Consider the following 13,406-nt stretch of genomic DNA (forward strand, 5'->3'; position numbering starts at 1 on the left):
ACGTTTCCACCGACCGGGGCCTGTCCTGCACGCCTCAGTAAAGGCGCGCCTTGATCAGCGGCCGCAGCAGGTAGTTGAGCACGCTGCGCTTGCCGCTGAGGATGTCCACCTCGGCGACCATCCCCGGAATGATCGGCAATACCTCCTCGCCGCGCTTCAACTGGCTGCCATCGGTCTTGATCAGCACCTGGTAGTAGGACTCCTTGCCATGCGGGGTGTCCTCCTCGATGGTGTCGGCACTGATCTGCTCCAGGGTGCCCTTGAGGTCGCCGTAGATGGTGTAGTCGTAGGCGGTGATCTTCACCTTGGCCGGCATGCCGGGAACCAGGAAGGCCACGTCGCGCGGCTTGATCTTCGCCTCCACCAGCAGACGCTCCTCTACCGGGATCACTTCCATGATCGGCTCGCCGGGCTGGATCACCCCGCCGCGGGTGTTGATCAGCACGGTGTTCACCCGCCCGCGCACTGGCGACAGGATCTCGGTGCGGCGCAACTGGTCCTGGCGCTGCTGGACGATCGGTTCCAGGGCGCTGAGATCGGCCTTGCGCTGTGCGCGCTCGGTATAGGCATCCTGGAAATAGGTGCTTTTCAGCTCGGTCAGCTTGCCGCTGAGGGTGGCGATGTCCTGGCTCAGCTTGAGCGCCTCCATCTGGCTCACCGCACGCTTGGCCACCAGCGGGCGAACCAGGTCGAGCTGGCTCTGCGCCAGGTGGATCTGCCGCTGGATCGCCTGGGTGCCCTCCACCAGTTTGTCGCGGCGCGACTTGAACAGCTCGCGTTCGGAACGCGCCAGCGGCCCCTCGGGATCGACGTCCGGCGGGAACTCGATGCTCTTCTTGCCTAGCACCTCGGCGTCGAGCCGGGCAATGGCCGCGCGCAGCACGCTGGCCTGGTTCGCCGACTCCTGGAAGTTGGTGAGGAAGCGCGTCTCGTCGAGGCGCACCAGCGGCTGGCCGACTTCCACCAGGTCGCCCTCCTTCACCAGCAGGCGGTCGAGGATGCCGCCCTCCAGGCTCTGGATCTTCTGGATGCGGCTGAACGGCACGACCCGACCGTCGCCGCGGGTCACCTCGTCCAGTTGCGCCCAGGCCGCCCAGCCGATGAACAGCAGCACGCAACCGAGCAGGGTCCAGAGCAGCGGCCGGTAGACCGGGTGGGTAGCCGCCAGCAACGGGTCGGCCAGTTGCCGGCGCAGGGCGGCGGCGTCGCGGTCAGAGTCCATGGTTGCCTCCTTCGGCGGCCTGCGGTGCCTGTACCTGGTTGCCCTGCACCACCTGCTCCAGCGGGCCGTCCATTATCACCCTGCCCTGGCGCAGGACCACCGCACGCTCGACCAGGGCGAGCATGCTTTTCTTGTGGGTGGTGATGACCAGGGTGCGCTTGCCCAACCATTGCTGCAGGTAGTCGATGACCTGTTTCTCGCTGCCCTGGTCGAAGGCCGCGGTCGGCTCGTCGAGCAGCAGGATCGGAGGGTCCTGTAGCAGCACCCGGGCCAGCCCGACGGCCTGGCGCTGGCCGCCGGACAGGCTGGCGTTGCCCTGGATCGGCATGTCCAGCCCCAGCGGGTGGCCGCGGACGAAAGCGCCCAGGCCGACCCCGTCGAGGGTCTCCAGCAGTTCCTCGTCGCCCAGCGCGGCGTTCTCCAGGTTGAGGTTGTCGCGCAGGCTGCCATGGAACAGCGCCACGTCCTGCGGCAGGTAGCCGATACCGCGCTGGCGGTCGGCCGGGTCGATCTGGGTCAGGCTGACGTCGTCCAGCAGCAGGCGTCCCGCCTGCGCGTCGAGCAGGCCGCTGAGCAGGCGCAGCAGGGTCGACTTGCCGGCGCCGTTGCCGCCGAGCAGCGCCACCCGCTCGCCGGCGCGGATGTTCAGGGCCTGCACGTCGACCACCGGCGGGCTGTCGCCGTGGGCCAGGCGCACGCCCTCCAGGCGGTAATGCCCCTGCAGGCGCTCCTTGTGCACGAAGCGCTTGCCCTGGGGTCGCTCCTGCTCGGCGCTCATCAGTTGGTCGAGGCCTTCCATCGCCACCTTGGTGTGCTGCCAGCGACCGAGGATGCCGGCCGCCTGCGACAGCGGTGCGATGGCCCGCGAGGCGAGGATCGAGCAGGCCACCAGGCCGCCGACGGTCATCGCGCCCTCGCTGATCCGATAGACGCCGAAGACCACCACGCCGACGTAGCAGAGCTGCTGGACGATGCTCGCCGAGTAGCTCAGGGTCGAGGCCAGGGTATGGGTCTTCATCGCCGTACCGGCCAGTTCGCCGGTCAGGGTTTCCCACTGGTGCAGGCAGCGGCCTTCGGCGCGGGTCGCCTTGACCGTCTCCAGGTGCTCGAAGGCTTCCAGCAGCACGCCGTTCTTCATCGCCCCTTCGCGCAGGTTCTGCCGCGACAGGTGGCCGAGCAGGCGCTGGGTCAGCAGCCCCGGCAGGATCATCAGCACGCAGGCCACCAGCGGCACCCAGACCACATGGCCGCCGATCACGGCGATGATCAGCAGGAAGATCGCCACGAACGGCAGGTCGCTGATCAGCGCCGCGCTGGACGAGGTAAAGAACTCGCGCACCGACTCGAACTCCCGCACCTGGGTACTGAAGGCGCCCATCGACGCCGGCTTGGCAGCGACCCGGGTGCTCAGCACGCGGGAGAACAGCAGGGTCGAGAGTTGCAGGTCGAGGCGCTTGCCGAGCACGTTGAGCAGGTGGCCGCGCATGATCCGCAGGACACCGTCGAGGACGATCGCCAGGGCCACGCCGCTGGCGAGGATCCACAGGGTGTCGAACGCCGCGTTGGGCACCACGCGGTCGTAGACCTGCATGGCGAACAGTGCCGAGGCGACCGCCAGGACGTTGGCCACCAACGCCGCGGCGGTGACCTCGGCGTAGGAACGCCAGAGCCGCTTGAGCGGGCCGAAGAACCAGTGTTCGGGCAAGGCGCTGGCGTAGTCGCCGACCCGCCCGTCCGGGCGGTAGCGGCACTTGGCGAAGACCGCCGTGCCGCTGTACAGCGCTTCCAGCTCGGCCAGCGGCATCCTCTGGCTTCCGCCGTCGCTCTGCGGTACCAGCACCTCGGCGTGCTCGCCGTCGTTGCCCACCAGCACCAGGGCGCGGCCGTCGTCGAGCAGCAGCAGGGCCGGCAGCAGGTAGCGATCGATCCGGCGCAACGGCTGGCGGGTGACCTGGGCGGTGATGTCGGCGCGGCGCAACGCGCGGGCCACCAGGTGCAACGGCAGGCGACCGTGCTCCAGCGGCATGCCGTCCACCAGTTCGGCGTCGCCGAGCGGTCGGCCAAGCTGCCGGCAGAGCAGCAACAAGCCCTGGCGCAACGGGTCGACGATGGGGTCGTGGTTGAGGATCACGACGTTATCCGGGGTTTTCTCAGCTTCCATGATTCAGCCGGTTCTCCAATAGCGGACCCAACAGGCCGACTTGCGCGGCCGCCCGATACTCGATGCGCTTGCGTTCGATCCGCAGGTTGATCAGTTGCCGCTCTGCCTCGAACCGCTCGCGCTGCACGTTGAGCAGGTCGATCACGTCGCGCCGGCCAACCTCGAACTGTTCGCGATACAACTCGCCGACCTGCTCCGACTCGGTCACCTGCTGGGTCAGCGACTGTTCCCGCCAGCGCAGCGTGTCGCCGTTGTCGAAGAGGTTCTGCAGTTGCCGGCGGATGTCGCGCTGCATCGCGTCGGCGCTCCATTTCGCCGACTCCAGGCGCTGCTGCGCGGCGGTCGGCCGGCGGAAGTTGGAAAGCCCCTGGAAGGTGTCCATGCGGAAGCGCAGGGATACCACCGAGTCGCTTTCCGGATGCCCGCCGATCTCCCGGCGCAGCGCGCTGGCCTCCAGGTTCAGTTGCGGCAGCAGCGACGCCTTGGCCTCGCGGACCTCGGCCTCGGCGACATTGGCGTCCTCCAGGGCCTTGCGCTGCAAAGGCGATTCGCGGATCACCCGCGCCATATCGCTGGCCGCCAGGTAGCGTTGCAGCGACATCGGCTCGGGCTCCACCAGGTCGGCGGGCTCCTGGCCGACCAGGATCGCGTACTGGTTGCGCGCGTCCTGCAGGTTGCCCTTCTCCAGCGACAACTGCTCCTGGGCCCGCGACAGTTCCAGATTGGCGCGATCCAGCTCGCTGCGGTCGGCGTAGCCGTCGCCGCCGCGCGCCTGGGTCATCTCGCGGATGCCGTCGAGGCGCTGGATGTGTTCGCGCACCGCCTCCACCCGGCGCTCCGAGGCAAGCACGTCGAGGTAGGTCTCGACGATATCCAGCGCCGCATCGTCGCGCGCCACCAGCACCGCCTCGGACAGCTTGCGCTGGGTCGCGCTGGCGCTGTCGACCTTGCTCGTCACCCGACCCCAGTCGTACAGCATCTGCGACGCGGTGAGATCGTAGACGATCTCGCCGAAGTCGAACTCCTGCGGCCCCCCGGACATCGTCACGGAGGGGTAGTACCCCCCTTTGGCCATCTCCACCTCGGTGCCTGCACGGTCCGCTTCGGCCATCGCGGATCGTACTTCCGGGTGGATCGCCAGCCCTGCCCTGACCGCCTGGTCGAGGGGCATGGCCGACGCGAACATCGGCAGACCCAGGGAAAGGAGCCAGATGGCTCCCTTCCCATGCCGCCGTCCCTTGCGCGCGTACTGCCTGCGCCCGCGCATCAGACCACGACCTGTACCGTGTTGTCCTCGATCAGCAGGGTGGTACTGCCGAAGGTGTAGACGTCGTAGGTAATGCCGTTGATCAGTTGCGTGGTACCGGTATTCACCGCGCCCACCACGTTCAGGGTGTCGTTGTTCTCGCCGGTGATCTGCAACGTGTTGTTGGCATCGGTGATGGCATCCACCTCCGCCGCGGTCAGGGTCAGCACGCTACCCGAATCGCCCTTGCCGAGGTCGATGCGCTCGAGGTTGCTGAGCGTGCCGACGCCGACGGCGTTGTAGTCGAGGTCGATGCCGTTGGCCAGGACCAGGGTGTCGAACCCGGCGCCGCCATCGATGCTGACGAAATCGGTCGCGGTGATCTGGATGGTGTCGTTGCCGTTGCCGGCCACCACGTGATCGCCGGTGCCCACGTTGAAGATCAGGTCGCTGCCGTCGCCGCCGTTGATGTGCTCCGAACTGCCGTTGGCGCCGGACAGCACGTCGTCGCCGGAAGTACCATTGACATCGATCTGGCCGATATTGAGCGACAGTCCGTTGGGGGTCAGGGTGATCCCGTAGGCGGCGCTGTCGTTGCCATTGGAGTCGGTGGACACCAGGTTGAACGAGATCTGCGAGCCGAGGTTGAGGATGTCGGTGATGTTCAGCCCCAACTGGGTGAGGATGGTCGGGCTCAGCAGGTTCAGCGAGAAGTTTCCGGACGAATCCGCCTGGATCGGCAGCAATTCGACGTTCAACGCCGGGGTGATGACCCGGATCACCACGCTGGAGTCAGGCTCGGTGGTTCCGCTGAAACCGAAACGCGGGTTCAGCGGGTTGAGGCTGACGTCGAGGCCGAAGTTGCCGATGGTCACCGGTTGCTCGATGCTGGTGCCGACGCCGATGCTCGCCGTGTTGCTCGGGTTGCCGGCCGGGTCGCGTCCGACCACCGACACCTGGGCATTGAGCAACTGGTCCCAACTGAAGTCGATGTCCAGGTCGGTGAGCAGGTTCAGCGACGCCAGCCCGCTGTTGTCGGCGGTCACCGTGGCGGTGGCGGTCACCCCGCCGACGTCGACGGTGACCGTCAACTCGGTCCCTGGCTCCGCCGAGATGGTCAGGATGTTGCCGACCAGGGACAGCACCGGGGTCGCCGGCGGAATGGTGTCGATGGTGAACGGCACCGGGGTCGACGCGGTGCCGCCGTTGATGTCGGCGGTGACGGTCGAGGCGCCCTCCGGGAACGGGCCCATGCCGCCGGGAGGCGTCAGGGTCAGGGTCAGGTTGCCGGCGGCGATGTCGCCGGCGGTGAGGGTATGGCTGACCTCGGCCTCGTAGCCGTTCTGCCCGGCGAACTTGACCGTGACCACCTGGCCGACCTGCATGGTCGGACGGACCGTCACATCGACCTGGATGCCGTCGCCGATCTCCGCGGCGTTGATCCAGGTATCGGCGGCTTCCGGCACGCTGATGGTCGGCGGCGCCAGGTCCGGCGCGTTGATGGTGGCCGGCCCGCTGACGTTGCCGGCGGCGTCCACGGCAACCCCGGCGATCAGTTCGCCGGTGATCAGCGGCGGCGCGAACGGCAGGCTGAAGTTGCCGGCGCCGTCGACGGTGACCGTGATCGGGTTGGCGGTGTCGCCGTTGACCACGATACGCACCTGACTGTTCGGCTCGGCGGTGCCGGTCAGCAGCGCGCCGTCGGCGCTGATGCTCAGCAGCGGAGCGGACGGCGCCACCGAGTCCACCGTGGTGCTGGCCGGACCGCTGGCGTTGCCCGCGGCGTCTTCGGCGACGGCGTTGATCACCGTACCGTTGGCCAGCGGCGTGCCGGGGGTGAAGGTCCAGTTGCCACTGCCGTCGGCGGTGGTCTCGCCGATCGGGTTGCCGTTGCCGTCGGTGAGGATCACTTTGGCGCCGACCTCGGCGGTGCCGGTGATCACGCTGCCGTTGCTGGCATTGATCACCGGCGTGGCCGGCGCCACCGTATCCACCGTGGTGCTGGCCGGACCGCTGGTATTGCCGGCCGGGTCCTGGGCCACGGCGTTGACCACCGTGCCGTTGGCCAGCGGCGTGCCCGGTGTGAAGGTCCAGTTGCCGCTACCGTCGGCGAGGGTCTGGCCGATCGGGTTGCCATTGCCATCGGTGAGGATCACCCGGACGCCGGGTTCGGCGGTGCCGCTGAGTTCGACACCATTGCTCGGGTCGATCACCGGGGTGGCCGGGGCCACCGCGTCCACCGTGGTGCTGACCGGACCGCTGGTGTTGCCGGCGGCGTCCTGGGCCACCGCATTGATCACCGTGCCGTTGGTCAGCGGTGTGCCCGGAGTGAAGCTCCAGTTGCCGCTGCCATCGGCGGTGGCCTGCCCTATCGGGTTGCCGCCGCCGTCGGTGAGGATCACCGTGGCCCCGGCTTCGGCGGTACCGCTGATCACCGTACCGTTGCTCGGATCGAGCACCGGGGTGGCCGGGGCTACCGAGTCCACCGTGGTGCTGGCCGGGCCGCTGGTGTTGCCGGCGGCGTCCTGGGCCAGCGCATTGATCACCGAGCCGTTGGCCAGCGGCGTGCCGGGCGTGAAGCTCCAGTTGCCGCTGCCGTCGGCGGTGACCTGGCCGATCGGGTTGCCGTTGCCGTCGGTGAGGATCACCGTGGCCCCGGCTTCCGCCGTACCGCTGATGACGACTCCATTGCTCGGATTGATCACCGGCGCCGGCGGGGCGATGGCATCGACGGTGACGCTGGCCGGACCGCTGGTATTGCCGGCCGGGTCCTGGGCCACGGCGTTGATCACGGTGCCGTTGGCCAGCGGGGTGCTCGGGGTGAACGTCCAGTTGCCGCTGCCGTCGGCGGTGGCCTGGCCGATCGGGTTGCCGCCGCCATCGGTGAGGATCACCGTCGCACCGGCTTCCGCGGTACCGGCGATCACGCTGCCGTTGCTCGGGTCGATCACCGGCGCGGCCGGCGCCACCGAGTCCACCGTGGTGCTGGCCGGGCCGCTGGTGTTGCCGGCAGCGTCCTGGGCCACCGCATTGACCACCGTGCCATTGGACAGCGGCGTGCCGGGCGTGAAGCTCCAGTTGCCGCTGCCATCGGCGGTGACCTGGCCGATCGGGTTGCCGTTGCCGTCGGTGAGGATCACCGTGGCACCAGCCTCGGCGGTACCGGCGATCACGCTACCGTTGCTCGGATCGATCACCGGGGCTGCTGGCGCCAGCGAGTCGACGGTGGCGCTGGTGGGACTGCTGTTGTTGCCGGCGGCGTCCTGGGCCAGCGCATTGATCACCGTGCCATTGGCCAACGGCGTAGCGGGCGTGAAGGCCCAGTTGCCGCTGCCGTCGGCGGTGACCTGGCCGATCGGGTTGCCGTTGCCGTCGGTGAGGATCACCGTGGCCCCGGCTTCCGCCGTACCGCTGATGACGACTCCGTTGCTCGGATCGATCACCGGCGCCGGCGGGGCGATGGCATCGACGGTGACGCTGGCCGGACCGCTGGTGTTGCCGGCCGGGTCCTGGGCCACGGCGTTGATCACGGTGCCGTTGGCCAGCGGGGTGCTCGGGGTGAACGTCCAGTTGCCGCTGCCGTCGGCGGTGGCCTGGCCGATCGGGTTGCCGCCGCCATCGGTGAGGATCACCGTCGCGCCAGCTTCCGCGGTACCGCTTATCTCGGTGCCGTTGCTCGGATCGATCACCGGCGCCGCCGGGGCCACGCCATCCACCGTGATCACCGCCGGCGCACTGTCGACATTGCTTGGGCTGCGCGCCACCACGTTGACCACCGTGCCATCCGGCAGCGGGATGCCTGGAGTGAAGGACCAGTTGCCGCTGCCGTCGGCGGTGACCTGGCCAATCGGGTTGCCGTTGCCATCGGTGATGATGATGGTGTTGCCGGCGTCCGCGGTGCCGCTGATCACCGAGCCGTTGCTCGGATCCACCTGCGGGATCGACGGCAGTGAGGAATCCACCGTCGTGGTAGCGGGAGGGCTGGTATTGCCGGCGGCGTCGCTCGCGGTCACGTTGACCACGGTGCCGTTGGGCAGTTGCGAGCCGGGCGTGAAGCTCCAGTTGCCGCTGCCATCGGCGGTGGTCTGGCCGATCGGGTTGCCGTTGCCGTCGGTCAAGGTCACGGTGCTGCCCGGCTCGGCGGTACCGTTGAGCAGGTTGCCGTTGCTCGGATTGACCACAGGCGTGTTCGGCGCCACCGCGTCCACGGTAGTGCTGCCCTGCGGGCCGGTATTGCCCGCAGGGTCCTGGGCCACGGCGTTGACCACCGTGCCGTTGGCCAGCGGCGTGGCGGGCGTGAAGGTCCAGTTGCCGCTGCCGTCGGCGGTGGTTTCGCCGATCGGGTTGCCGTTGCCGTCGGTGAGGATCACCTTGGCCCCGGCCTCCGCGGTGCCGCTGATGGTCGTGCCGTTGCTCGGATCGATCACCGGCGCCGGCGGCGCCACCGCGTCCACCGTGGTGGCGGCCTGCGGGCCGGTATTGCCGGTCGGGTCGGTGGCCGTGGCGACGATCACCGTGCCGTTGGCCAGCGGCGTGCCCGGCGTGAAGCTCCAGTTGCCGCTGCCGTCGGCGGTGACCTGCCCTATCGGGTTGCCGCCGGCATCGGTGAGGGTCACGGTGGCACCGGCCTCGGCGGTGCCGCTGATGACGACGCCGTTGCTCGGGTTGATCACCGGCGCCGGCGGCGCGCTGGAATCGACGGTCACCGTCGCCGGCGGGCTGCTGTTACCGGCGGCGTCCTGGGCCACCACGTTGACCACAGTACCGTTGGCGATCGGCGTGGACGGGGTGTAGGTCCAGTTGCCGCTGCCGTCGGCGGTGACCTCGGCGATCGGATTGCCGTTGCCGTCGGTGAGGATCACCGTGCTGCCCGGCTCGGCGGTGCCGCTGAGGCTGCTGCCATTGCTCAGGTTGACGGTCGGCGTGGCCGGCGCGATGGCGTCCACGGTGGTGCTGCCCTGGCCGCCGGTATTGCCGGCCGGGTCGGTAGCGGTGGCGTTGACCACGGTTCCATCCGCCAGCGGCGTGGACGGGGTGAAGCTCCAGTTGCCGCTGCCGTCGGCGGTGACCTGCCCGATCGGATTGCCGCTGCCATCGGTCAGGGTCACGGTGGCGCCCGGTTCGGCGGTGCCGCTGATCTCCGCGCCGTTGCTCGGATTGACCACCGGCGCGGCCGGCGCCACCGAGTCCACGGTGGTGCTGGCCGGAGCGCTGGTATTGCCGGTCGGGTCGCTGGCCGTGGCGTTGACCACGGTGCCGTTGGCCAGCGGCGTGCCCGGTGTGAAGCTCCAGTTGCCGCTGCCGTCGGCGGTGACCTGGCCAATCGGGTTGCCGTTGCCGTCGGTCAGGGTCACGGTAGCGCCCGGCTCGGCGGTGCCGCTGAGCGTAGTGCCGTTGCTCGGGTTGACCACCGGAGCCGCCGGGGCCTGCGAGTCCACGGTGACGCTGGCGCCCGGGCTGCTATTGCCGGCGGCGTCCTGGGCCACCACGTTGACCACGGTGCCGTTGGCGATCGGCGTGGACGGGGTGTAGGTCCAGTTGCCGCTGCCGTCGGCGGTGACCTCGGCGATCGGATTGCCGTTGCCGTCGGTGAGGATCACCGTGCTGCCCGGTTCCGCAGTGCCGCTGAGGCTGCTGCCGTTGCTCAGGTTGACGGTCGGCGTGGTCGGCGCCACGCCATCGACGGTGGTGCTGCCCTGGCCGCTGGTGTTGCCCGCCGGATCGGTGGCCGTGGCGTTGACCACGGTTCCATCCGCCAGCGGCGTGGACGGGGTGAAGCTCCAGTTGCCGCTGCCGTCGGCGGTGACCTGGCCAATCGGGTTGCCGTTGCCATCGGTCAGAGTCACGCTGCTGCCCGGCTCGGCGGTGCCGCTGAGCGTGGTGCCGTTGCTGGGGTTGATCACTGGCGTGGCCGGGGCTACCGAGTCCACGGTGACACTGCTGCCCGCACTGGTGTTGCCGGAGGCGTCGGTGGCCGTGGCGTTGACCACGGTGCCGTTGGGCAACGGCGTGGTCGGAGTGAAGCTCCAGTTGCCGCTGCCATCGGCGGTGACCTGCCCGATGGGATTGCCGTTGCCATCGGTCAGGGTCACGGTGGCGCCCGGCTCGGCGGTGCCGCTGAGCGTGGTGCCGTTGCTCGGGTTGACCACTGGCGTGGCCGGTGCCACGGCGTCCACGGTGACGCTGGCCGGCGAACTGGCGTTGCCGGACGGGTCGGTAGCCGTGGCGTTGACCACCGTGCCGTTGGGCAACGGCGTGCTCGGGGTGAAGGTCCAGTTGCCGCTGCCGTCGGCGGTGACCTGGCCAATCGGATTGCCGTTGCCGTCGGTCAGGGTCACGGTAGCGCCCGGCTCGGCGGTGCCGCTGAGGGTCGTACCGTTGCTCGGATCGACGGTGGGCGTGGCCGGCGCGACGGCATCCACGGTAACGCTGGCCGGCGGACTGCTGTTGCCGGCGGCATCCCTGGCCACCACGTTGACCACGGTACCGTCCGGCAGCGGGGTGGACGGCGTGAAAGACCAGTTGCCGTTGGCATCGGCGGTGGTCTGGCCGATCGGATTGCCATTGCCGTCGGTCAGGGTCACGCTGCTGCCCGGTTCGGCAGTCCCGCTGAGTTCGCTGCCGTTGCTCGGCTCGACCACCGGCGCGCTCGGCGCCACGCCGTCGACGGTGATGGAGGTCGCCGGGCTGCTGTTGCCGGCGGCGTCCCTGGCCACCACATTGACCACGGTGCCATCCGGCAGTTGGCTACCGGGGGTGAAGCTCCAGTTGCCGTTGGCATCGGCGCTGGTCTGGCCGATCGGATTGCCGTTGCCGTCGGTGATCACGATGGTCACGCCCGCTTCCGCCGTACCACTGAGGACGCTGCCGTTGCTGGCATTGACCTGGGGCGCGTCGGGGAAGTCGGGGGCTTCGGCGGTGACCGGGGTGCTGCTGTTGCCGGCCGGGTCGGTAACGATCACCGTCACCGTCTCGCCATTGGTCAGCGGCGGGTTCAGCGGGACCTCGAAGCTGCCGCCGGGGCCGACCACCACGGTGGTGTCCGGCTGGCCGTCGCCATCGGTGTCGACACCGACGGTGGCGCCCGGCTCTGCGTTGCCGGTGACGCTGCTGCCGTCCGGCGCCACCTGCACGTCGGTGGCCGGCGCCGGGGCTGTGGTGTCCGGCGCCTCGACGGTCACCGGGGTGCTGTTGTTGCCGGCCGGGTCGGTAACGATCACCGTCACCGTCTCGCCATTGGTCAGCGGCGGGTTCAGCGGAACCTCGAAGCTGCCGCCGGGGCCGACCACCACGGTGGTGTCCGGCTGGCCGTCGCCATCGGTGTCGACACCGACGGTGGCGCCCGGCTCTGCGTTGCCGGTGACGCTGCTGCCGTCCGGCGCCACCTGCACGTCGGTGGCCGGCGCCGGGGCGGTGGTGTCCGGCGCCTCGACGGTCACCGGGGTGCTGTTGTTGCCGGCCGGGTCGGTAACGATCACCGTCACCGTCTCGCCATTGGTCAGCGGCGGGTTCAGCGGAACCTCGAAGCTGCCGCCGGGGCCGACCACCACGGTGGTGTCCGGCTGGCCGTCGCCGTCGGTATCGACGCCCACCGTCGAGCCGGGTTCGGCCTTGCCGGTGACGCTGCTGCCGTCCGGCGCCACCTGCACGTCGGTAGCCGGCGCCGGGGCGGTAGTGTCCGGAGCGGTGACCTGGGCCGGCGGGCTGGCGTTGCCAGCCGGGTCGGTGACCACCACGGTGACCGTCTGGCCATTGGTCAGCGGCGGGTTCAGCGGAGCGGTGAAATTGCCGTTGGCATCGGCGATCACGGTGAGGTCCGGCTTGCCGTCGCCATTGGTATCGATGCCGACGCTCGCGCCGGCCTCGGCCTGGCCGCTGATGCTGCTGCCGTCAGGCGCTATCTTCAGGCCGCTGGCCGCCTTCGGCGGAGTGGTGTCCGGGGGCACCGAAGAACCGCCGCCGCCACCGCCGCCGCTGCTGTTGGAAATCGCCACCCCGGCGCCGATGGCCGCCGCACCGACCAGCAGCGCAGTCCCTGCGCTCATGCCACCGAGCACACCGGCGCCGGTCAGCGACTCGAAACCGGCCAGGCTTTCCTGCGGGATGTAGCCGGCCATCAGCGGCCCGTCGGCGGCGACCGGCGGCAGATCTACCGCCACCAGCTTGTCCTTGTCGGCCAGGAACAGCTGGCTGGAAGGCTGGCCTTCCGCATAGAAGTTGGCGATGCGTACGCTTTCCCCGGTCTTCAGCTGGACGATCAGGTCCGAACCGCTCTTCGAGTATCCCGCCACCGACTCCGGTGCGACATCGAGCGCGATATTACTGCTCTGGGAGAGTTTGAGTATCCCGTTTTCCGGAACCTCGACGGCAGCCGCAGAAGAAATACTCTGATCGATAGGGGTAACTTTCGCCTGGATCGACATTTCCGACATTCCTCTTGTCAAGCAGCGACCGAACGGCCGCACCATGTAATCCAGAAATAGCAGCTTTTAAATAAAAGGCGAGTCTGACTTTATATATAACGACTAAGAAAGCCCCCATGAAAAATTCAATTTAGATAACCCCTGGAAAACATGCAGCCATTTAGCCATCACACGCCTATCTAATTGATAAACAATATATAATCAAAAAGTTATAATACTTTATAAACAACCCCCATCACCTGGCACGGCAAATCGACTAAATAACCCAGCGGGCAAATATCAGAACTCTACGATGCGTATTTCATAAAAACCGGGAGAAATGAAATAGCACTTCCCGGCACCTCGTAGTTCGTC

4 protein-coding genes are annotated in these 13,406 nt (G+C 68.6%); all 4 read right to left on the reverse strand.

The window, feature by feature from the left end:
- Positions 1-34: 34 nt before the first annotated feature.
- Genes AC1RB9_RS16135 through AC1RB9_RS16150 form a run of 4 tightly spaced genes read right to left on the reverse strand, consistent with a single transcriptional unit; the run spans position 35 to position 13,052 of the window.
- Entirely contained in the window at positions 35-1,222 is a 1,188-nt protein-coding gene (locus AC1RB9_RS16135) for a beta-barrel domain-containing protein (RefSeq protein ID WP_003102741.1), read from the reverse strand.
- On the reverse strand, positions 1,212-3,383 hold the full coding sequence (locus AC1RB9_RS16140; RefSeq protein ID WP_003114950.1) for a type I secretion system permease/ATPase: 2,172 nt from the start codon (positions 3,381-3,383) through the stop codon (positions 1,212-1,214). Before AC1RB9_RS16140 ends, AC1RB9_RS16135 begins: the two co-directional genes overlap by 11 nt.
- Positions 3,373-4,650 carry a TolC family protein gene (locus tag AC1RB9_RS16145; RefSeq protein WP_003102743.1) on the reverse strand — a complete coding sequence of 426 codons (1,278 nt, stop codon included), beginning with the start codon at positions 4,648-4,650 and terminating at the stop codon, positions 3,373-3,375. Before AC1RB9_RS16145 ends, AC1RB9_RS16140 begins: the two co-directional genes overlap by 11 nt.
- Positions 4,650-13,052: an Ig-like domain-containing protein gene (locus AC1RB9_RS16150; protein ID WP_124164874.1), complete on the reverse strand. Its 8,403-nt coding sequence runs from the start codon at positions 13,050-13,052 to the stop codon at positions 4,650-4,652. Before AC1RB9_RS16150 ends, AC1RB9_RS16145 begins: the two co-directional genes overlap by 1 nt.
- Positions 13,053-13,406: the final 354 nt, after the last annotated feature.

Source organism: Pseudomonas sp. 20-5 (assembly GCF_056782835.1).